The following is a 20,647-nucleotide window of genomic DNA, read 5'->3' on the forward strand; positions in this document are numbered from 1 at the left end:
GGGAGGAAACGCCATGGCTTCGGACAAGCGCTCGGAAAAGCTCAAACGTCTGGTAACGGTCCAGCGGCACATGGAAAAAATGGCCGAGGTGGAGCTGGCCGATACCACCCGCGTGCGCAGCGAAGTGGCGCAATCCATGGAGACCACCTTTGAGGCCATGAGTTCCATGGACCCGGTGCACCAGACATTTTCAAAACACTATTCCGACCGCTACGGCCGTCTGGTCGTCCAGGACCGCCAGCTCGAAGGCGTTCAGCACTTTCAGGAAAACAAGGTTCTGAAGGAAAAGACCAAGGCCGACAGGCTGGAGGACAGGATGCATATTGCCCGCGATCTCGAGGATCGCGAAGCGGATGATAATGCAATCTACGATTTGTTAGAAATTACGAATGTTTCACACACACCAGCCTCCAGCAAGGTTGGCGATCCATAGTCTTCCCGTTGTTGCATCGCGGGCGTTTGAAATACTCCGTTCGCGATGCTTCTTGATTGAGTGAACGCGTCGGCTTTCCTCCGGCACGTTCGTCAGCTCGGGAGTTCGGGACGTGGCGATATCGGTTATAAGCGATCTGGTGATGGATGTGGTTCGTGCGGCGGACCCTCAGGAAGTACAGGTTGCCCAGGAAAAACTGAAGGCAAACAAGGCGGCTTTTGCCGCAACCAGTCTGGCCGATGCCGGCAAGGGCTTTGGTGCTGCCGTCGATATGCTTGACGGTGCGTCCTCGAAGGCCGGCCTTGGCGATACCAATATTCGCTCGGCACGCACCGAGATTCCCGAAACATACCGCAAATATGAAGCCTCGGTTCTCCAGACCTTCGTTGCCAACATGCTGCCGAAAGACAGCGAGGAAGTTTACGGCAAGGGTAATGCCGGCGAAATCTGGAAGAGCATGATGGCGGAACAGTTTGCCGACACGATTTCCAGAAATGGCGGCGTCGGCATTGCGGAGCAGGCTTACAAGGATGCGCTGCGGAAAGCCGAAAGCAAAGGCATTACCGACGTATCGATGAATGACAAAGACCACAATGCTGCAATTCGGATGGTGGCGGAGTTCGAGCGGCAGGTCCTCGGCGTTTCCAATGATAAAACGGACGAGGCTTGAGAATGAAAAACCTTAACGAGGAGACAAGCATGGACCTTATGTCGAACGACCACCGTATCCAATCCGTTCTCGGCCGCCTCGAGATGATCATCGACAATGAGAACGACAATATCGGTAAGGACCCGCAGTTCGACTTCAAGGTCTCCAATGCCCATAAGAGCCGTTGCCTTTATGAACTGACGATGCTGGTCCGCGATACACCGCACGAAGATATCGCCGCCGGTTACATGGAGCAGGTGAAGGGCATCAAGTCCAAGCTCGCCACCAATGCCACCCGCGTCGAGGCGCATCTGAACGCGGTTCGCGCTGTCGCGGATCTGCTCAAGAACGCTATCCAGGAAGCCGATACGGACGGCACCTATTCCCAGGAACAATTCCTTTACGGCGCAGCATCCTGATGTTGAAGCTTCTTCTCACCGGCGTCTGGGTTTGCGCCGTCACGCTCGGCGCGGTGTATTTCTCCGTCCAGATGGCGACGGCGCCGGCGCCGGATGAGGCGGGGGCAAAAAAGGCTGATCTGCAACTGGTCAAGGGCGAAAGCATCACGATCCCCGTCATCAATGATGGTGGAGTGAACGGCTATTTCCTCAGCCGGATTTCGCTGCGCGTCGACAAGGCCAAGATGGCGAAGATCGAACTGCCGGCAACACAGCTGATGACCGATGAACTGTTCACGCTGCTGGCGGGTTCTTCCATGGTCAACATTGCCAATATCTCCACCTTCGATCCCGACGCCTTCAAGCAGCGCATCCGCGAAGGGTTGAACAAGAGGCTCGATGACGAGGTGGTCGAGGACGTGCTGATCGAGCAGCTCGATTACCTGTCGAAAGCCGACATCCGCGAGCAGAAGGGAAATGGTTCGCCCCACTCTGTCAAACTCGTCGAGGGCGAGAAAGCCGAAGCAGGAGAGGCTGCGGCACCCAGCCACTGACGGAGAGGGAGCGGCGGCGAAACGGCGCGCTCTGGTTAATCATCTCTTGCTCCGTTCACGAGCATTCGAGAGATTGCTTTCAAGCTAAATTCAACCTGCACCTGTATAACAAACCCATGAACCACCACCCCGCATGCCATGCGCCGGGCCGGTGGCGATCGGTTTGGCATTTGGGGGTCGGCAATGAATTTTGCGTCAGGTTTTACGCGCCGGGGATTGCAACGGAATATCCACGGGCTGCGCGTCTGTGATCTCGACTGGAATGGCGCGCTGGAACTGGTCAGCGGCAAGGCTTCGGCCTGTGAAGGGCACACGATGCTCTCCTTCCTGACCATCGAGAAGACAAAGTTGTCACTCAAGGATAATGCCTATCGGCAAATTCTGGAAAGCTGCCTGCTTCTGCCGCAGGGCAAGGGCATGAAAGCCGCCGCGCGGGCGGAACATGGCGAGCCTCTGCCCGCCACCATCGATGGCGTTGCCTTCACCATGGCGCTTCTGACCTATATGGCTGTGCCGAAACGCATCGGCGTGGCGGGTGACGATGCGGCGCAGATCGGCGAAGTGCTTGCCCGGCTGCGTGCCCATGCGCCATGGCACGACTTCGTCATGCTGAACCGGGATGCGGCCGGTGTTAAGGTGGATGTGCTTCTGGCGGGAATGCTCAAGGAAAATCAGGAGACATGGCTGCACCGCACCGTTAGCCGTGAGGATGCGCGTGTCACCATTGCAGTCGGCCCCCTGTTCAAGATCCTGTCCTCGGAAGTGGCCGGCATGCCGGATATTTTCCGCAAGCTGCATATGAGCTGGCTCTACAGCCTTTGTGCCGAACCCTGGCACATCGCGCTCGGCAAGAGCTGATATCATGCCTTGAAGCGGCGTGTTAACCATTTGTTTGCCACGATCCTTTAACCTCTCGTAAGGTTTTGACAGTCGCCCGTTGCGGGCGGCACCGATGGCGGCAGACGGCTTCAGATGGTTGATGAAAATCCGGATATGATCGCGATCCGCCCCGAGGGGGATGATGTCTCTGTGCCCGTATCGCAGTGGCGCAGACATTGTCTGCGGTTGCTGACGGCAGGCTGCGTCGCGGCGGCAACGTTCGCCGGCGCTGCCATTCCGCTGCTGCTCATCGATTCCGGTTTTCGCGGTTATGTGTCGCAGGCCCGAATAGAGGTTACCCAGACTGGATACGACGCCCCGGATGCGTCCCGTTTTCTGGCAATGGCGCGGCGGACCCTGCTGTCGCCCTCCGGGCTTGAGCGGGTAACCGCCGATCTGAAGTTGAAACCCGCCGATATGGTCGGTGTTCGTAATCAGGGCGAGCTTGGCCTGCTTGTCGATCTCCTGACGGGTGCGCATGCGCGCGTGGTCTCCCCGCGTGAGGCGCTGAATGGCGCCGTGGGCGAAGCGATCCGGCTGGAACTGACCCCCGATGAAAATATGCTTGTTGTGACCGCCAAGGCTGCGACGCCTGACATGGCCATGCGGCTGACGGACTATCTTTCGATGCGCGTGATGGCGGATGGCAAGGCCGGCACCATGACACCGGCGATGCGGGAGATGGAAAGAGCACGGAAAAAGCTGGACGAGGCGGAAGCGGCTCTAAACGGTTTCCAGATGCGCCATGGCGATGCCGTCATGACCGAAGCGCAGCAGCTCGAACAGCAATTGCATGACGTCAACGACAGCCTGACGCGGGCCACCCGGCAGCAGCAATCTCTCCAGGCCGATCTGGCGTCAGCTTTGGCCCTGAAGCCGAATGACGTGTATTCCAAACCGCTGCCAGCTGGCGCGGCGTTTTCGGCGCTTGAGGATGTCAGGCAGAAACAGGCGAGTGCCAGCATGGCGCTTGCCGGTGTTTCCGTAGATTACGGCCCGAAACACCCCCGCCGCATCGCCGCCCAGAACGCCGTCGATGCCGCGCAGGCACTCGCCGCCCCGGCACTGCGCCAGTTGCTCGACGGGCTGCGGGCGGATGAAAAGCGTCTTAGTCAGGAGATCGCCACCGCCACGGGCGAGCAGAAGGCATATCTCGACCGCCTGAATGCCCTTGGCGTCGCGCCCGGTGAATTCTCGAGATTGCAGAGTGAGCTGGAAACGGCGCGAAATACCTATCTGGAGGCAAGCGAACGCCGCGACCTGACCGCCTCGGCAACGCCTGCCCTCGAAACCCGTCTGGCAAAAAAGGCCGCACCGGGTGAATTGTCCCGGGACCTGACGCAGGCCGCCATGCTGGCCGGCGGGGGCGCGCTGCTCGGCCTGCTGGGCAGCCTTTATCTCCTCAGCTATCGCCGCCATGACGAGGATGAGGAGGCTGTTTCGGCCGCCGAAACCAGCGAGGAACCGGCACCCACCGTCGCCGCGCCACAATTTTCGGAATTCGAACAGATCGAACCGGCCGTATTCGACGACCTGCAGCCTGTCGCTGTGGAAACGACTGTCGAGCCGGAGGAGGACAGCTTCGCCGACTATTACGGCGGAGCCGCCAATGATGCCGACGATATGCCGCTGGACGAACGCGTGCGGCAGGTGCTGATGGGCAACCGCACCGTCAGAACGGCCGATCCCGCATCGTCAGGGCTGCCGCCGCTGCTGGCCGAAGCCCTGGCCGGACGCTTCGATCATGCGCAGGCCGAAGCCGAGGAGCTGATGGAATTGCGACGGGAATTGGCGTTCCTGAGAGAGCGTCTCGCCGATTACGCCGATCACCGGGAAGACTACCGCAAAACAGCCTGAAAACGCCGCATTTTAGCTTGCATTCCTGCCAAGAGGGCACCATACGGAGCCTACGTAACCCAGCAGGAGCAGGACGCATGGCAGTTGTGATTGACGGGAAGGCGAAGGCGGTTTCGGTAACGGAGGCGGTCCGCAAATCGGCAGAGGCGCTCGTGGCGGAAAAGGGCGTGAAGCCCGGCCTCGCGGTTGTCATCGTCGGAAATGATCCGGCCAGCCACGCTTACGTGAACTCCAAGAGCAAGATGGCCAAGCAATGCGGTTTCAACTCCATCCAGCACACGCTGCCGGAAGAAACGACGCAAGGTGAGCTTCTGAAGCTGGTCGGCGAACTGAACGCCGATGCATCCATCCACGGCATTCTGGTGCAGCTGCCGCTGCCGAAACATTTCAATTCGGATGAGATCATCCAGTCGATCCTGCCCGAGAAGGATGTCGATGGTTTGAGCGTGCTGAACGCCGGCAAGCTCGCGACCGGCGATCTTGCCACCGGCCTCATCTCCTGCACGCCCGCCGGCGCCATGCTGCTTGTGCGCGGCATTCACGGCGACGACCTTTCCGGCCTGAACGCCGTTGTCATCGGCCGCTCGAACCTATTCGGCAAGCCGATGGGCCAGCTCCTGCTGAATGCCAACGCGACGGTAACGATGGCGCATTCGCGTACGAAAGACCTCGCCACCGTCTGCAAGACGGCCGATATTCTCGTGGCTGCGGTCGGTCGCGCGGCGATGGTGAAGGGCGATTGGGTAAAGCCCGGCGCAACCGTCATCGATGTCGGCATCAACCGCATTGCCGCACCGGAAAAGGGCGAAGGCAAATCGAAGCTGGTGGGCGATGTCGCCTTTGACGAGGTAAGTGCCGTTGCCGCCGCCATCACGCCGGTTCCGGGCGGTGTCGGCCCGATGACGATCGCCATGCTGATGGCCAACACCGTCATCGCCGCCTATCTTGCGCTCGGCAAGACCGCGCCGAAGTTCTGATTGAATTGACCGGCCGGCTACGCTTTCGGAGCCGGCCCCGTCGAAGCGCGCACCACGAGTTCCGCCTTCCAGAGTTCCTGATGCGGTTCCATCTGGTTGAGCTTGATGCGATTGATCAGGCGCTGACCCACGCGTACCCCGGCTGCCCTCAGCGACGAGCGCGTGGTGGTCAGCGGCACCGAAAAATTATCGGGCTTTAAAAGCGGCAAAACGTCGTCATGGGCGATCAGCGAAATATCCCTGCCGGGCTTTAACCCCCGCTGATTGAGCGAACGGATTGCCCCGAGCGCAAGCGCGGTACTGGCGCAGAGAATGGCGGTCGGTTTTTCCGGGCGTGACAGCAGCGCCTCCATGCCGAGATAACCTTCCTCGTCCGTCATGCTGCTGTGCCGTTTATTATCCGGATGCAGTGAAAGCCCATTGGCCGCCAGCGCCTTTTCCACCCCGAGACAGCGCCGGTAGGTGAAATCATAACCTTCCGGGCCATTCAGCAGGCCGATGCGCGTATGGCCAAGCTGCAGGAGAAGCTGGGTCGCATCGCGAAAGGCGCCTTCATTGTCCACGTCGAGGTAGGGATAATCCTCCTCCACGCCGACGGAGCGGCCATGTACGAGGAAGGGCAGGGAAAGCGACTGCATCATGGCGATGCGTGGGTCGTTATTTTTCATGTAGGCGAGATAAATGCCATCGACGCTGCCGCTCGCCGCCAGTCCGCGAAGCGCATCGCGCTCATTTTCGGGTTCGGTCGGCATGATGACGAGATGAAAGCCGCTACGCGAAGCTTCCTCGCCAAGACCGCTCAGAAACTCACCGAAATGCACGTCAGAGCGATGGTGTTCGCCGATGGGCATGACAAGACCAATGGAACCAACCTTGCCCGTTGCCAGCCGCTGCGCCGCCGCGTTCGGGCGATATCCGGTCTTTTCGGCAGCTTCCATGACACGGCGGCGGGTTTCTGCGCTCACCTCGGGATAACCATTGAGCGCCCGGCTGATGGTCGTCTGCGAAATCCCCAGCAGTTGCGACAACTGTTTCAGGTTCATGTCTGTCATTTCCTCCATGCGCGCGCTCAGGAAAAGGCTAAAAGCCACTCCTCACATTCCCAAAGCGCTTTAGATTTTTACCAGTCCCATCCGCTTTTCTCAATCGAAAATGATAGCCGCCTTTCGAAATAAATACGACTTTTACCGCAGCACCACAGCGTTTCTGCCGAAAGAGCCTCTTGACTCCATCTCGAAGACAATGAGATGAATAGGCAGCCAAAGCGCTTTGATTGGAAGAGGACGCTTTGAGCCTTTTATGTGATGGGAGGTAAATCACATGCGGAAGACTCTTTTGGCGACGGCGGCCTCTATGGTGCTGCTGTCGGGTTCGGCCTTTGCTGCCGATCTGAAATTCGCACCCGGCGCAGATGCCAAGTTCAACTGGAAAAGCTACGAGGACTTCAAGGCGGCCCATGCCGACCTGAAAGGTCAGACGCTGACGATTTTCGGCCCCTGGCGTGGTGAGGACGAGGCCCTGTTCCAGTCGGTGCTGGCCTATTTCTCCGATGCGACCGGCGTGAATGTCCGTTATTCCTCGTCGGAAAATTACGAACAGCAGATCGTTATCGATACGCAGGCGGGTTCGCCGCCCAATATCGCCATCCTGCCGCAGCCCGGCCTTCTGGCCGATCTCGCCGCCAAGGGTTTCCTTGTGCCGCTCGGCGATGACACTGCCAAATGGGTTGAGGAAAATTACGGCGCGGGCAAATCCTGGGTCGATCTCGGCAGCTACAAGGGCAAGGACGGCAACAAGGCCTATTTCGCTTTCCCCTTCAAGGCCGACGTGAAGTCGCTCGTCTGGTATGTGCCTGAGAACTTTGAAGAAGCGGGCTACAAGGTCCCCGAGAGCATGGAAGACCTGCTCAAGCTGACGGACCAGATCGTCGCTGATGGCGGCACGCCCTGGTGCATCGGCCTCGGTTCCGGCGGCGCCACCGGCTGGCCGGCAACGGACTGGGTGGAAGACCTGATGCTGCGCACGCAGCCGCTTGATGTCTACCAGAAGTGGACGACAAACGAGGTCAAGTTCACCGATCCGGCCGTAGTGGCGGCGATCAACGAGTTCGGCAAATTCGCCAAGAACGAAAAATATGTCAGCGGCGGCGTTGCAGCCGTGGCCTCTACCGACTTCCGCGACAGCCCGAAGGGCCTCTTCGACATTCCGCCGAAGTGCTACCTGCATCATCAGGCATCGTTCATCCCGTCCTTCTTCCCTGAGGGCACCAAGGTCGGAACGGATGCGGATTTCTTCTACATGCCGACTTACGCATCCAAGCCTGAACTCGGCAAGCCGGTTCTCGGTGCCGGCACTCTGGTCACCGTCACCAAGGAAGCGCCTGCGGCCAAGGCATTCGTTGAATTCCTGCAAACCCCGATTGCCCATGAAGTCTGGATGGCGCAGTCCAGCTTCCTGACGCCGTACAAGGGTGTGAACGTCGAGACCTATGCCAATGAGCAGATGAAGCGTCAGGGTGAAATCCTGACCACGGCGACGACCTTCGGTTTTGATGGTTCCGACCTGATGCCGGGCAAGATCGGTGCTGGCGCATTCTGGACCGGCATGATCGATTTCGTCGGCGGCAAATCTGCCGATCAGGTCGCCGCCGATATCCAGAAGGCTTGGGACGGCCTGAAGTAACAATAGGCCAGGCAGATTTGGGAAAACCGTTCTGCGGTTTTTCGATCAGAATCTGCGGTAAAAAGGCCCGGCGGATTGCTGCCGGGCCTCACCGAAAGAACTGCCCCGACGACCGCATAAATCAGCGCGGCGCGGAGAGGATCAAGGGAGGGAACATGGCTCAACAACTCGTGTCCGCCATCGGCGTCATGGTAGCCGGCGTTTTTGCCTGCGCTGCCTATTACTGGCTATCCGATAAGGCGCTGCAGGTGATCTTTCCCGTCCGCTCGGGCGACGTCATTCACGCATCCCGTAACCTCAACCGCCGCGCCGCCGTTCGGCCCTGGCTGTTCATCGGCCCGGCGCTGATCCTGCTGCTCGTTTATCTGGTCTATCCCGTCATCGCCACGCTGATCTTGTCTTTTTATGACCGGACCGGCGCTGAATTCGTCGGCCTTGCCAATTATCGCTGGGCCTTCTTCGATGCCGGTTTCCGCCAGTCGATCTTCAACAATATCCTGTGGCTGGCCGTGGTGCCGGCCGCCTGCACCTTCTTCGGCCTCGTCATCGCCGTCATGACCGACCGCATCTGGTGGGGCAACATCGCCAAATCCATCGTCTTCATGCCGATGGCGATCTCTTTCGTCGGCGCGTCGGTCATCTGGAAGTTCATCTACGAATACCGCGCCGAGGGCCAGGTGCAGATCGGCCTGCTCAACGCCGTCGTCGAATTTTTCGGCGGCAGCCCGGAGGTGTGGATTTCCATGCCTTTCTGGAACAATTTCTTCCTGATGGTGATCCTCATCTGGATCCAGACCGGTTTCGCCATGGTCATCCTGTCCGCCGCCCTGCGCGGTATTCCGGAAGAAACCATCGAGGCGGCCGTCATCGACGGCGCCAATGGTTGGCAGATTTTCTGGAAGATCATGGTTCCACAAATCTGGGGCACCATCGCCGTCGTCTGGACCACAATTACCATTCTCGTGCTCAAGGTCTTCGACATCGTGCTGACCATGACCAACGGCCAGTGGAACACCATGGTTCTCGCCAATCTCATGTTCGACTGGATGTTCCGCGGCGGCGGCGATAGCGGCCGAAGTGCTGTGATCGCGCTCATCATCATGGCGGCCGTCACCCCGATCATGGTCTGGAACATCCGCCAGGCAAACCGCGAGATGGAGGGCCGCTGAGATGAACATAATCAAACGTCTTCGCCGCGTCGGCCTGCCGCGCCTCATCGTCCACGCCAGTGTTCTGGTCGTTGTACTTCTCTGGCTTCTGCCCACGCTCGGCATTCTCGTCAGCTCACTGCGCGACAAGGACCAGATCACCGTATCAGGCTGGTGGACGGCCTTCTCCAGCTCGGAACAGACGGCGGCAGTTCGCCTTGCCGATGCTTCCGTGCAGAAGCAGGACGGCAGCCGCTATGTCATATCGGGCAATGTTTTCGAAAACGGTGCGGGTGGCAAGGTTGCGGCCTTCGGCGTGCGGGTGCAGGAGCCGACAGCCTTCAAGGCAGGCGAAGCCGCTGACATTGGCGATGGCGAAACCCTGCTCGTCAATGAAGACGGCACCTACGAATACAGCAAGGCCGCAAGCTTCGAGGGTTCCCGCGGCAAGCGGGTCTATATTTCCGTAGCCACGCCGCCTGTCTTCACGCTCGATAATTATCGCACGGTCCTGACCTCGGAAGGCATCGGCCAGTCTTTCGTCAACTCGCTCACGGTAGCGGTGCCGGCAACCGTCATCCCGATCCTCATTGCCGCCTTCGCCGCCTATGCCCTGTCATGGATGAACTTTTCCGGCCGTAATCTGCTGATTGCCATGGTGGTAGGCCTCATCGTCGTACCATTGCAGATGTCGCTCATCCCGCTTCTGCGGCTTTATAACGAAATCGGCACCATCTTCGGTGTGCCGTCCAAGACCTATGCCGGCATCTGGCTGGCGCATACCGCGTTCGGTCTGCCGCTCGCCATCTATCTGCTGCGCAATTATATCTCCGGCCTGCCGAAAGAGATCATCGAAAGTGCCCGTGTCGATGGCGCGAGTGATTTCGAAATCTTCGTCAAGATCATCCTGCCGCTGTCCTTCCCGGCGCTTGCCTCCTTCGCCATCTTCCAGTTCCTGTGGACCTGGAACGACCTGCTCGTCGCCATGGTCTTCCTCGGCACGCAGAAGGACGAGCTGGTGCTGACGGGTGCGCTCAACGCGCTGCTCGGCTCGCGCGGCGGCAATTGGGAAATCCTCACCGCCTCGGCCTTCGTCACCATCATCGTGCCGCTTGGCGTCTTCTTCGCGCTTCAACGTTATCTCGTGCGTGGCCTGCTCGCGGGCTCCGTCAAGGGAGGCTGATCATTCCATGAACGCCCATACCAAACAGGACACTTCCATGACCGCTTCGGTGACTTCCGCTTTGACGCCCAACAAAGATTGGTGGCGTGGTGCGGTGATCTATCAGATCTACCCGCGCTCCTATCAGGACTCCAATGGCGACGGCATCGGCGATCTCAAGGGCATCACAGACCGTCTGCATCACATCGCCGGTCTCGGTGCCGATGCGATCTGGATTTCGCCTTTCTTCACCTCGCCGATGAAGGATTTCGGCTACGACGTCTCGAACTATGTCGATGTCGATCCGATGTTCGGCACGCTTGCCGATTTTGACGGGCTGATTGCCGAGGCCCATCGTCTTGGCATCCGCGTCATGATCGACCTCGTCCTATCGCACACGTCCGACCAGCATCCGTGGTTCGTGGAAAGCCGCGCCAGCCGCAACAATCCGAAATCGGACTGGTATGTCTGGTCGGAAGCGAAGCCCGATGGCACGCCGCCCAACAACTGGCTGTCGATCTTCGGCGGTTCCGGCTGGCAGTGGGACCCCACCCGCATGCAATATTACATGCACAACTTCCTGACCTCGCAGCCGGACCTCAACCTGCATAATCCGGAAGTACAGGAAGAACTGCTCAATATCACCCGCTTCTGGCTGAAGCGCGGCGTCGATGGTTTCCGCCTCGACACCATCAATTTCTATTTCCATGATCTGGAATTGCGCGACAACCCGGCGCTGGCGCCGGAGCGACGCAATGCCTCGACCGCGCCTGCGGTCAATCCGTATAACTTCCAGGAACATCTCTACGACAAGAACCGCCCGGAAAACATCGCCTTTCTGAAGCGCTTTCGCGCGGTGCTGGACGAATTCCCCGATATCGCCGCCGTCGGTGAAGTGGGCGACAGCCAGCGCGGTCTCGAAATTGTCGGCGAATATACTTCCGGCGATGACAAGATGCAGATGTGCTATGCCTTCGAATTCCTCGCACCCGATGCGCTCACCCCGCAGCGTGTCGCCGATGTGCAGGCGGATTTTGCGCGCGCAGCACCAGAGGGCTGGGCCTGCTGGGCCTTCTCCAACCACGATGTCGTGCGCCATGTCAGCCGCTGGGGCGAGCATGTCGAGGACAAGGATGCGTTCGCCAAGGTGCTGTCGGCACTGCTGATGACGCAGCGCGGTTCCGTCTGCATCTATGAGGGCGAAGAACTCGGCCTCACCGAAGCCGATATCGCGTTCGAGGATTTGCAGGACCCCTACGGCATCCAGTTCTGGCCGGAATTCAAGGGCCGCGATGGTTGCCGTACGCCGATGGTGTGGGATGCGGGCCATGCACAGGCCGGCTTCTCGACTTCGGACAAGACCTGGCTGCCCATTCCGGCCGAGCACAAGCAGCGCGCCGTCAGCGCCCAGCAGGGCAACGAGGCGTCCGTGCTGGAGCATTATCGCCGCTTCCTCGCCTTCCGCAAACAGCACCCGGCTTTCGCCAAGGGCGGCATCGAATTCCAGCCGGTTGAGGGCGAGGTGCTGAGCTACACCCGCAAGCTCGGCAACGAAACCGTTCTGTGCCTTTTCAATCTGTCCGCCACGTCAGCAAAAGCCACGCTGCCGGAAGGGAACTGGGAGGTTCTCGAAGGCCACGGCTTTGCAAGCGGCCTTGAGGGCAGAAGTGTAGAACTTCCGGCATGGGGCGCTTTCTTCGCCCGTTACGCCTGATAGAGCAGGGAGGAACAACCCATGACAAGTCTCGTTCTCAAGGATATCCGCAAATCCTACGGGCAGGTGAAGGTCCTGCACGGCATCGATCTGGAAATCGAACAGGGCGAATTCATCGTTTTCGTCGGGCCTTCCGGCTGCGGAAAGTCGACGCTTCTGCGCATGATCGCCGGTCTGGAAGAAATCACCGGCGGTGAGATGTTCATCGACGGCCAGCTCGTCAATGAAATCCCGCCCTCGCGCCGGGGCATTGCCATGGTGTTCCAGTCATATGCGCTTTATCCGCATATGACTGTCTACGACAACATGGCCTTCGGCATGAAGATCGCCAAGGAAAACAAGCAGGAGATTGACCGCCGTGTCCGCGCCGCGGCCGAAATCCTGCAGCTGACGCAATATCTGGAACGTCTGCCCAAGGCGCTTTCCGGTGGCCAGCGCCAGCGTGTCGCCATCGGCCGCGCCATCTGCCGCAATCCCAAGGTCTTCCTGTTCGATGAGCCTCTGTCGAACCTCGACGCGGCGCTGCGTGTCGCCACCCGCATCGAGATCGCCAAGCTCAACGAGCAGATGGCCGATACGACGATGATCTACGTCACCCACGACCAGGTGGAGGCGATGACGCTGGCGGACCGCATCGTCGTGTTGAATGCCGGCCGTGTGGAACAGGTCGGCCCGCCGCTCGAACTTTACGAAAGGCCGGCCAATCTTTTCGTGGCAAAGTTCATCGGCTCACCCGCCATGAACATCATCGCGGCAAAGATTGTCGGAACCGGCGAACGTACATCTATCGAGCTGGCCGGCGGCAAGACGCTCGCCGTCAATGTTCCCACACCCGCAACCGAGCAGGGCAAGCCTGCAAGCTTTGGGGTTCGGCCGGAAGATTTGAGCATCGTCACCGGCGATGACTATCTTTTCGAAGGCAAGGTCTCGATCGTTGAGGCTCTGGGCGAAGTGACGCTGCTCTATCTTGAGGCTCCGAAGGGGCAGGAGCCAATCATCGTCAAGATACCGGGCATCCTTACTGTGTCAAAGGGCGAAACATTGCGGTTTGCCGCGCCCCAGGAAAAGCTCCACCTCTTTGATGCCGCGGGCAAGACTTACCGCCCATAAGGGACCGAGATAAAAACACCCCGGAACATCCCTGTTCCGGGGTTTTTATGGCTTTCTTGCCTCCTGTGGAAAACCATCGGAAATGTCCCGCTTCCGGCCTGTTTAAGAGCGCCCTGATATGAATTGTTAAAGACTATGGCCTAGTCTTGACCCATCGATTGAGCATGGGAGTATGGGCGTGCAGAGCGGGGCGGGTGTGATCAGGAACCATTACCTGAGCAAGGAAGAATCCTTCATGTATGACCGCGAAAGCCGGTTTCGCATGGAAGATACCATGAATGCGGCGCGCATCGAATATACTGAAAAGGCCGTCATGCACATGGCGGCGCGCCGTTGCGACGTCATCCGCATTTCCCAGACCGAAGCGGTGCTGGCGCTGCTGACGAAATATAACCTGCCCAACCAGTTCTATCTCGATATTCCCGATGCCCGCATCAGCAAGATCGGCTGCGTGATATTGCGCGTCAACGCCAACAACACCATCCACGTCCGCTTCCTGCGCATGCTGACGCAGAAGGAACTCGACCGCATCTTCGTGTTCAGCACGCACCCGGCGCACAAGGACCGGAAGCTGGATATCCGGTCGTTCTGAGACCTATCGGCGTATCGGCGAAAATGGCTTAACCGGTTGCTTCAACCGTCCGCATCGTTTCGCGTCATATCCTGCCGTTGCTAACTATTATCACTGGATGGTATAGGTGAGCAAAGAGGATATCGGTATGGCAAGCAGTGCAAATCTCGGTCGTCATCTGGAAACTTACGTTTCCGACCTTGTGAAGTCGGGGCGTTATAATTCTCGCAGCGAGGTGCTGCGGGAAGGCGTTCGGCTGGTGGAAGAGCGTGAGAAGAAACTAGCCGCTCTTGATTTAGCAATTGCACGCGGCGTCGCGGATGCAGATGCGGGACGCGTGACGCCAATCGACGATGTCGCATCACAACTTAGTGCCAAGTACCGAAAAATTGCGGAAGAACGCGACCTGTGATCGTCGTTCTTACCGACGCGGCCAAGGCAGACCTGGAGCGCATCGGTGATTTTATTGCGGCCGATAATCCGCCACGCGCAGAGACATTCGTTGCCGAATTGCTGGACCGATGTTCAAGACTGGCGGAGATGCCTCGAGCTTATCCGCTAGTACCCCGCTACGAGCAAACCGGGGTTCGCCGCCGTACCTATGAAAACTATCTTATTTTTTATCGTGTTACTGAAACACGCGTGGAAGTCCTGCATATTCTGAACGGTGCCCAGGATCACGAAACCATCCTATTTCCGCAAGACTGATTCAAACCTCGATCCCGAAACCGCGGCATGAACCAATAATTTGCAGGCCCGTACCTGTCGTCTCTGCTTTCGATGCCTGCAAGCTTAAGAAAGCCCGCCCAGAACCGTCTGCTTCAGCTTCACATCCGCCACCTCGGTAAAGGTCAGGTCGCTACGGCCGAAATAGGATTTCTGGTTGGTGGCCGACCAGTCGTTGCAGACGAGCTTGTAGCGCCCTTTCCGTTCCGGCTTCTCCGGCATGGCATAGAGATAGTCGCCGGTGCGCTCGGCAAGCGGAATGTCGCCGTCCTGGTTGCAGCGTTTGAGGATTTGCGCAAGCGCCTCGCCATCCACTTCCGTCACCATCAGCTTGCCATCGAAACGCAGCGAGGCGTTGAAATCATAACGGCGAATGTCGCCTTCCGGCAGGCCCGCACCGAAGGAGGTGTGGCCGACGAAGCCGACATCGGCGCCGGTTTTTGCGGCGATGAGCTGCGCCACATGGTGGCCGGCCTCATCGACGGTCATCGCCTTGGCAGACTTGCCGACGACTTCCCGTTCTTCCACGGTCAGGTGCTTTTCGAGGGTCTGTTCGATCAGGACCTTGAGGGCAGGGGATGCGGGAGCGTCGCGATCGATGTTGACAGTCTCGATGGCGGCGGCCTTGCCGGGACCGGCGATCGTCGCGACCGTCATCGAGGTGCACCAGGAGCCGGTATGGACATAACGTGTCGCGCCCTGTTCATGCACGAAGTTCAGGTGATCATGGCCGCCCACTAGCAGCGTACCGTCAGGCAGCAGCGGCAGGATATCACGGTCGGCGACGACACCGGCATGGCTCAGAACGATATTGATCGCATCCATTTTGACGATTTCAGGCAGATTGACTTTGGCCCATTCCACCGGCTGCGGAATGTCGAGCATCTCGCGTGTGGGCTTGGGATAGGTGTTGATGGCGTTGGTGGCGAGGCCCGCGAGGATGACCTTCCGGTCCCCAACCTTCACCTCGGCCCTGTCACGCGCATAGGGTTTGCCGCTGCGCTTGTCGATGATGTTGGAAAGCACGGTGATGCCGAGCGCCTGGGCACGGGTAACGAAATTGGCGAGGTCGTTATCGATATCAGGTTCGTGATTGCCGATATTGATGACTGTGGGCGCGAGCCTGACGAGCGCCGTAAGGAATGTCCACTCGATTTCGCCGGCCGAACGGGCGGCTACTGCATTGCCGATCTCGAACAGGTCACCGTTCAGGAGAATCATATGGGGTACCTTCTCCGCGGCGATGCGCGCTTCTATTGCCGCCAGAAGCTGGCCGATGCGTTCATAGGCCGAATGCAGGTCGGAGATGATGATCGCACGCAGCGCCACGTCCTGCGCCATGACAGGCGTTGCCGTCACCAATAGCGGCAGCATCGCGGTGCCTGCCATAAGCTTCAGCATATCGCGGCGTTTGCTCGAGAAAATCATGTCCTTGCCCCATTATCCAAAACTGCGCCGCGGTGCCCCTGCTGGCTGAGAAGGCCCTAACGGGCAATCATCACAGCCGCATGACAAGTTTGGCGTTTCAGAAATGGGAAATAAAGCAGTTTCTGCACCGGATCGTCAGGGGCGAGAAAGTGCAGTCGGACGATGCTGCAAAGCAGGGTTGAAGGGCGAAAACCGCATCGGCTTTCGCCTTTCAGAATATCAATGGAACAGAACGCTGGCGCCCTGATCGGCCGGGCCGGCATTGCGGCGGAAGGGGGCGAAAAGTTCGCGGCCCATGCCCCATTCATTGCCGGAAAGATCGGCGCGCGCCGGTTCGCGTTTCGCCAGCTCGGCGGTGGACACCAGCACCTCCAGCGTTCCGGAAATGGCGTCGAGACGGATGATGTCGCCATCGCGGATGAGCGAGATCGGGCCGCAATCGGAGGCTTCCGGCGTGACATGGATCGCGGCCGGCACCTTGCCGGATGCGCCGGACATACGCCCGTCCGTCACCAGCGCCACCTTGAAACCGCGATCCTGCAACACGCCAAGCGGCGGCGTCAGGCGGTGCAGCTCCGGCATGCCATTGGCCTTCGGTCCCTGGAAGCGCACGACCGCAATGAAGTCGCGGTTGAGCTTGCCGTCCTTGAATGCGTCCTGAAGCTCCTGCTGGTCATGGAAAATGATCGCCGGTGCCTCGATGATGTGGCGTTCCGGCTTGACGGCGGAAATCTTGATGACCGATTTGCCGAGATTGCCGGTCAGCATCTTCAGGCCGCCGGACGACTGGAACGGCGTTTCGATGCTGGAAAGAACCTTCGGGTCGTGGCTCTGTTCGGGGGAGGGCTGGCGGGTGACGGCGCCCTTCTCGTCCAGCATGGCATCGACGGTATAGGCCGCAAGCCCCTGTCCGAAGACGGTGCGCACATCATCATGCACGAAGCCTTGCTTCAGGAGCTGCTTGATGAGGAAACCCATGCCGCCGGCGGCATGGAAATGGTTCACATCGGCAAGCCCATTGGGATAAACGCGGGCGAGCAGCGGCACGATGTCGGAAAGATCGGAAATATCCTGCCAGGTGAGGATGATGCCGGCGGCGCGCGCCATGGCGATCAGATGCATGGTGTGGTTGGTGGAGCCACCCGTCGCATGCAGGCCGACGACGCCGTTGACGACGGATCTTTCGTCGATCATCTCGCCCGCCGGCGTGAATTCATTGCCCTGCGCGGTGATCGCCAGCGCGCGCTTGGTTGCTTCACGGGTGAGTGCATCGCGCAGCGGCGTGCCGGGATTGATGAAGGACGAACCGGGCATATGGAAGCCCATGATTTCCATCAGCATCTGGTTCGAATTGGCGGTGCCGTAGAAGGTGCAGGTGCCGGGGCCATGATAGGACTTGGATTCCGCCTCCAGCAGCTCGGCGCGGCCGACCTTGCCTTCGGCATAAAGCTGACGAATGCGGGATTTCTCGTCATTCGGCAGGCCTGACGTCATCGGGCCGGCGGGAACGAAGACCGCGGGCAGGTGACCGAAGGCGAGGGCCGCAATGACGAGGCCGGGCACGATCTTGTCACAGACGCCGAGATAGACGGCTGCGTCGAACATGTTGTGCGACAGGCCAATGCCGGCCGCCATGGCGATGGCATCGCGCGAAAACAGCGAAAGCTCCATGCCGGGCTGGCCCTGGGTCACGCCGTCGCACATGGCGGGAACCGCGCCGGCAACCTGCGCGATGCCGCCCGCTTCCTTCGCCGCATCACGGATGATCGCCGGGAAGGTCTCATAGGGCTGGTGCGCCGACAGCATGTCGTTATAGGCGGTGATGATGCCGAGATTGGGAACCCGGTCGCCGGCAAGGATGTCCTTGTCGGCGGGGGAACAGACCGCAAATCCATGCGCAAGATTGCCGCAGGAAAGTACGGAGCGGTGAACGCCTTTGGAAACCTGCAGCCGCAGCCGCTCGAGATAGGTCTCGCGGTAGGGCTTGGAACGTTCGACGATGCGGGCGGTAATGGCCTGAATGCGGGAATCGGCGGACATGGGCGTTCATCCTGTTCGTTGGTCGGCAACCGGCGTTCCGGGAGGTGAGCGGCCGGTTGTCGTGTTTCAGTCTTCATGTCTTCGGGCGCTTGTCGCGGGCCGCAGAGGCGGCAACCGCGTTGGCTTATGGCGCCCAGTATATATCCACGGGCGTTTCGGCCCGGTTCAGCACGGCACGGACGGGCATTTCATCCTCATCCTCACCGGATTGCGCTTTCTCCAGCGTCGCCTTTTTGGCTGCACCTTCGATATGCAGAACCAGGAAACCGGCATCGTGCAGGCTGGAGAAGTTGAAGGTCAACCGCTCTTCCCCCGCATTCTCCGCTGCCATGGTCAAAACGCCACGCGGCTCGTCGAGATCGAGCGCTTCGTAGAGATTGTCTCCACCTGGGAAGAACGATGCCGTGTGGCCATCCGTTCCCATGCCGAGAATGACGACGTCGAAAGGATCGCAGATCGCTTCGGTCTTGACGGTCGCCAGTGTGGCCGCATCCTCCGGCGAGGCCGCCGGCTGGAACAGCGGCACGAAATAGGCCGCCTTCGCTTTGTCCTGCAAAAGATTGTCGGCGACGAGGCGATGGTTCGAGCGGTCGCTTTCCGGCGGCACGAAACGCTCGTCCACCAGCGTCACGCTGATATTGGGCCAGTCGAGATCGTGTCTGGAAAGCGCCTGAAAAAACAGCTTCGGTGTCGAGCCGCCGGAGACCGCAATGCTAGCGGTCCCCCGTTCCTTGGTCGCCGCATCAAGGCGTTTGGCAACCTCCGCCGCAAGCGCTGTGGCCAGCGCGGCGGCGGTGTCGAAGACGTGGATCGTTTCGCTCATCGCCCGCCCCTCAGTCGGCATCGTGCCAGGTGCGGCCGTCGCGCTCGATCAATGCGATCGAACCGCTCGGGCCCCAGGTACCGGCAGTGTAACCCTGTACGCCCTGTCCCAGATCTTCCCAGCTCTTCAAGATGGGGTCGATCCAGTCCCAGGCGGCCTCGACTTCGTCGCGGCGCATGAACAATGTCTGGTTGGAACGGATGGTGTCCATCAACAGCCGCTCATAGGCGTCGGGGCTGCGCACGTTGAAGGCTTCGGCAAAGCTCATGTCCAGCGAGACCTGACGCAGGCGCATGCCGCCCGGACCGGGATCCTTGATGAGAAGCGACTGCTTGACGCCTTCATCCGGCTGCAGGCGAATGACCAGCTTGTTGGCTTCGATCTTGCCGGCCGCATCGTCGAAGATCGAATGCGGGATCTGCTTGAAGGTGACGACGATTTCCGAAACACGGGTCGCGAGACGTTTGCCGGTGCGGATGTAGAAAGGAACGCCGGCCCAGCGCCAGTTGGCGATTTCAGCCTTGATGGCGACGAAGGTTTCGGTGTTGGAAACGCCGCCTTCCAGCTCTTCCAGATACCCCTTGACGGGGCCGCCTGCGGAAGCGCCGGCGCGGTACTGGCCGCGTACCGTCAGCTTTTCGACATTGCTGGTATCGATCGGCTTCAGCGAGCGCAGTACCTTGAGCTTTTCGTCGCGCACCGCCTCCGATTTCATGGAAGCCGGCGGTTCCATGGCAACGAGGCAAAGCAGCTGGAGAATGTGGTTCTGCACCATGTCGCGCAGGGCACCTGCCTTGTCGTAATAACCGGCGCGGCCCTCAAGGCCGACCGCTTCGGCAACGGTGATCTGCACATGGTCGATATGGGCGGAATTCCACAGCGGCTCATAGAGAGCGTTGGCGAAACGCAGCGCCATCAGGTTCTGCACCGTCTCCTTGCCGAGATAGTGGTCGATGCGGAAGATCTGCTCTTCCTTGAAGACGTGGCCGATGGTGTCGTTGAGTTCCTGGGCGGAAGCGAGATCCCGGCCGATCGGCTTTTCGACGACGATGCGGGTCGAGCGGGTGATCAGCTTGTGCTCACGGATCTTGTCAGCGATGTCGCCGAAAATGCCCGGCGCGACCGCCAGATAAAACGCGCGAATACGTTCCTTGCCCTCATCGAGTAGCTTCTTCAGTACGTCCCAGCCATTGCCGGACTTGGCATCGACAGGCACATAGAAAAGCCGGTTGAGGAACAGGGTCACCTGCGCATCGTCATATTCGCCGGCCTTCAGATGTTCCTTCAGGGCGTCCTGCGCGAATTTGCGATATTCCTCGTGGGTCATGACCGAACGCGACGCGCCGATGATGCGGGTCGGCTCCGTGAACTGGCCTTCGACCTGCCGGTGATAAAGGGCCGGCAGAAGCTTGCGCTCGGCAAGATCGCCAGTGCCGCCGAAAACGACACAATCAAAAGGTTCAACAGGAATGATCTGACTGCTCATATCGATTCTC

Annotated in this window: 20 protein-coding genes; 15 read left to right on the forward strand and 5 right to left on the reverse strand. The window is 59.6% G+C overall.

The window, feature by feature from the left end:
* The first annotated feature begins 13 nt into the window (after window positions 1-13).
* The 7 genes from NYR50_RS01125 to NYR50_RS01155 all read left to right on the forward strand — a co-directional run bounded on the left by NYR50_RS01125 (window position 14) and on the right by NYR50_RS01155 (window position 5,747).
* Complete coding sequence (locus NYR50_RS01125; protein ID WP_418136500.1) at window positions 14-433, forward strand: hypothetical protein; 420 nt, start codon at window positions 14-16, stop codon at window positions 431-433.
* A 112-nt stretch (window positions 434-545) separates the two neighbouring features.
* Window positions 546-1,103 carry a rod-binding protein gene (locus tag NYR50_RS01130; RefSeq protein WP_035256247.1) on the forward strand — a complete coding sequence of 186 codons (558 nt, stop codon included), beginning with the start codon at window positions 546-548 and terminating at the stop codon, window positions 1,101-1,103.
* A 29-nt stretch (window positions 1,104-1,132) separates the two neighbouring features.
* Window positions 1,133-1,501 carry a hypothetical protein gene (locus NYR50_RS01135; RefSeq protein ID WP_010970991.1) on the forward strand — a complete coding sequence of 123 codons (369 nt, stop codon included), beginning with the start codon at window positions 1,133-1,135 and terminating at the stop codon, window positions 1,499-1,501.
* A complete protein-coding gene (locus NYR50_RS01140) occupies window positions 1,501-2,034 on the forward strand; it encodes a flagellar basal body-associated FliL family protein (protein WP_418136501.1) in 534 nt (177 codons plus the stop codon). The genes NYR50_RS01135 and NYR50_RS01140 overlap by 1 nt, the downstream gene beginning before the upstream one ends.
* A 183-nt stretch (window positions 2,035-2,217) precedes the next feature.
* Entirely contained in the window at window positions 2,218-2,892 is a 675-nt protein-coding gene (locus NYR50_RS01145; protein ID WP_418136502.1) for a WecB/TagA/CpsF family glycosyltransferase, read from the forward strand.
* A 114-nt stretch (window positions 2,893-3,006) separates the two neighbouring features.
* Window positions 3,007-4,770: a hypothetical protein gene (locus NYR50_RS01150; RefSeq protein ID WP_418136503.1), complete on the forward strand. Its 1,764-nt coding sequence runs from the start codon at window positions 3,007-3,009 to the stop codon at window positions 4,768-4,770.
* A gap of 77 nt (window positions 4,771-4,847) precedes the next feature.
* Window positions 4,848-5,747: a bifunctional methylenetetrahydrofolate dehydrogenase/methenyltetrahydrofolate cyclohydrolase gene (locus NYR50_RS01155; RefSeq protein ID WP_418136504.1), complete on the forward strand. Its 900-nt coding sequence runs from the start codon at window positions 4,848-4,850 to the stop codon at window positions 5,745-5,747.
* Window positions 5,748-5,764: 17 nt separating this feature from the next.
* On the opposite strand, the gene NYR50_RS01160 is transcribed toward NYR50_RS01155, so the two are convergent.
* Window positions 5,765-6,790: a LacI family DNA-binding transcriptional regulator gene (locus NYR50_RS01160; protein WP_111805952.1), complete on the reverse strand. Its 1,026-nt coding sequence runs from the start codon at window positions 6,788-6,790 to the stop codon at window positions 5,765-5,767.
* A gap of 277 nt (window positions 6,791-7,067) precedes the next feature.
* Here NYR50_RS01160 and NYR50_RS01165 point away from each other — a divergent pair, with 277 nt between their 5' ends.
* From NYR50_RS01165 to NYR50_RS01200, 8 genes are all read left to right on the forward strand, one after another.
* The gene (locus NYR50_RS01165) at window positions 7,068-8,429 is read left to right on the forward strand and encodes an ABC transporter substrate-binding protein (RefSeq protein WP_418136505.1); all 1,362 of its coding nucleotides are present in this window, start codon (window positions 7,068-7,070) and stop codon (window positions 8,427-8,429) included.
* Between the two features lie 155 nt (window positions 8,430-8,584).
* Entirely contained in the window at window positions 8,585-9,598 is a 1,014-nt protein-coding gene (locus NYR50_RS01170; RefSeq protein WP_006313059.1) for a carbohydrate ABC transporter permease, read from the forward strand.
* Between the two features lies 1 nt (window position 9,599).
* Window positions 9,600-10,760: a carbohydrate ABC transporter permease gene (locus NYR50_RS01175; protein WP_418136506.1), complete on the forward strand. Its 1,161-nt coding sequence runs from the start codon at window positions 9,600-9,602 to the stop codon at window positions 10,758-10,760.
* 37 nt (window positions 10,761-10,797) lie between these two features.
* Window positions 10,798-12,453, forward strand: coding sequence for an alpha-glucosidase family protein (locus NYR50_RS01180; protein WP_418137320.1), 1,656 nt, complete (start codon window positions 10,798-10,800; stop codon window positions 12,451-12,453).
* Window positions 12,454-12,474: 21 nt separating this feature from the next.
* Window positions 12,475-13,563, forward strand: coding sequence for an ABC transporter ATP-binding protein (locus NYR50_RS01185; protein WP_418136507.1), 1,089 nt, complete (start codon window positions 12,475-12,477; stop codon window positions 13,561-13,563).
* A gap of 235 nt (window positions 13,564-13,798) precedes the next feature.
* Complete coding sequence (locus NYR50_RS01190; RefSeq protein ID WP_035215402.1) at window positions 13,799-14,155, forward strand: hypothetical protein; 357 nt, start codon at window positions 13,799-13,801, stop codon at window positions 14,153-14,155.
* Window positions 14,156-14,282: 127 nt separating this feature from the next.
* A complete protein-coding gene (locus NYR50_RS01195) occupies window positions 14,283-14,546 on the forward strand; it encodes a type II toxin-antitoxin system ParD family antitoxin (RefSeq protein ID WP_174007390.1) in 264 nt (87 codons plus the stop codon).
* Window positions 14,543-14,842 (forward strand): type II toxin-antitoxin system RelE/ParE family toxin, encoded by a 300-nt coding sequence (locus tag NYR50_RS01200; protein ID WP_174007391.1) that lies wholly within the window; start codon window positions 14,543-14,545, stop codon window positions 14,840-14,842. Before NYR50_RS01195 ends, NYR50_RS01200 begins: the two co-directional genes overlap by 4 nt.
* 84 nt (window positions 14,843-14,926) lie before the next feature.
* Here the strand turns inward: NYR50_RS01200 and NYR50_RS01205 are convergent, their stop codons facing one another.
* From NYR50_RS01205 to zwf, 4 genes are all read right to left on the reverse strand, one after another.
* Window positions 14,927-16,288, reverse strand: coding sequence for a metallophosphoesterase (locus NYR50_RS01205; protein ID WP_418136508.1), 1,362 nt, complete (start codon window positions 16,286-16,288; stop codon window positions 14,927-14,929).
* A gap of 219 nt (window positions 16,289-16,507) precedes the next feature.
* Complete coding sequence (gene edd, locus NYR50_RS01210; RefSeq protein ID WP_418136509.1) at window positions 16,508-18,328, reverse strand: phosphogluconate dehydratase; 1,821 nt, start codon at window positions 18,326-18,328, stop codon at window positions 16,508-16,510.
* A gap of 124 nt (window positions 18,329-18,452) precedes the next feature.
* Window positions 18,453-19,151 (reverse strand): 6-phosphogluconolactonase, encoded by a 699-nt coding sequence (gene pgl, locus NYR50_RS01215; protein WP_418136510.1) that lies wholly within the window; start codon window positions 19,149-19,151, stop codon window positions 18,453-18,455.
* A 10-nt stretch (window positions 19,152-19,161) separates the two neighbouring features.
* Window positions 19,162-20,637, reverse strand: a complete 1,476-nt coding sequence (gene zwf, locus NYR50_RS01220; protein ID WP_035215331.1) for a glucose-6-phosphate dehydrogenase — start codon at window positions 20,635-20,637, stop codon at window positions 19,162-19,164.
* Window positions 20,638-20,647: the final 10 nt, after the last annotated feature.

Source organism: Agrobacterium sp. El2ro-1b (assembly GCF_048298475.1).
Taxonomy (GTDB): Bacteria; Pseudomonadota; Alphaproteobacteria; order Rhizobiales; family Rhizobiaceae; genus Agrobacterium; species Agrobacterium fabrum.

Coding starts and splice junctions, on each gene's coding strand:
- pgl (WP_418136510.1), bottom strand. CDS start 19,151: ATGAGCGAAACGATCCACGTCTTCGACACCGCCGCCGCGCTGGCCACA.
- NYR50_RS01165 (WP_418136505.1), top strand. CDS start 7,068: ATGCGGAAGACTCTTTTGGCGACGGCGGCCTCTATGGTGCTGCTGTCG.
- NYR50_RS01150 (WP_418136503.1), top strand. CDS start 3,007: ATGGTTGATGAAAATCCGGATATGATCGCGATCCGCCCCGAGGGGGAT.
- NYR50_RS01195 (WP_174007390.1), top strand. CDS start 14,283: ATGGCAAGCAGTGCAAATCTCGGTCGTCATCTGGAAACTTACGTTTCC.
- NYR50_RS01125 (WP_418136500.1), top strand. CDS start 14: ATGGCTTCGGACAAGCGCTCGGAAAAGCTCAAACGTCTGGTAACGGTC.
- NYR50_RS01155 (WP_418136504.1), top strand. CDS start 4,848: ATGGCAGTTGTGATTGACGGGAAGGCGAAGGCGGTTTCGGTAACGGAG.
- NYR50_RS01160 (WP_111805952.1), bottom strand. CDS start 6,790: ATGAACCTGAAACAGTTGTCGCAACTGCTGGGGATTTCGCAGACGACC.
- NYR50_RS01180 (WP_418137320.1), top strand. CDS start 10,798: ATGACCGCTTCGGTGACTTCCGCTTTGACGCCCAACAAAGATTGGTGG.
- NYR50_RS01135 (WP_010970991.1), top strand. CDS start 1,133: ATGGACCTTATGTCGAACGACCACCGTATCCAATCCGTTCTCGGCCGC.
- NYR50_RS01190 (WP_035215402.1), top strand. CDS start 13,799: ATGTATGACCGCGAAAGCCGGTTTCGCATGGAAGATACCATGAATGCG.
- NYR50_RS01140 (WP_418136501.1), top strand. CDS start 1,501: ATGTTGAAGCTTCTTCTCACCGGCGTCTGGGTTTGCGCCGTCACGCTC.
- NYR50_RS01175 (WP_418136506.1), top strand. CDS start 9,600: ATGAACATAATCAAACGTCTTCGCCGCGTCGGCCTGCCGCGCCTCATC.
- NYR50_RS01170 (WP_006313059.1), top strand. CDS start 8,585: ATGGCTCAACAACTCGTGTCCGCCATCGGCGTCATGGTAGCCGGCGTT.
- zwf (WP_035215331.1), bottom strand. CDS start 20,637: ATGAGCAGTCAGATCATTCCTGTTGAACCTTTTGATTGTGTCGTTTTC.
- NYR50_RS01205 (WP_418136508.1), bottom strand. CDS start 16,288: ATGATTTTCTCGAGCAAACGCCGCGATATGCTGAAGCTTATGGCAGGC.
- NYR50_RS01145 (WP_418136502.1), top strand. CDS start 2,218: ATGAATTTTGCGTCAGGTTTTACGCGCCGGGGATTGCAACGGAATATC.
- edd (WP_418136509.1), bottom strand. CDS start 18,328: ATGTCCGCCGATTCCCGCATTCAGGCCATTACCGCCCGCATCGTCGAA.
- NYR50_RS01185 (WP_418136507.1), top strand. CDS start 12,475: ATGACAAGTCTCGTTCTCAAGGATATCCGCAAATCCTACGGGCAGGTG.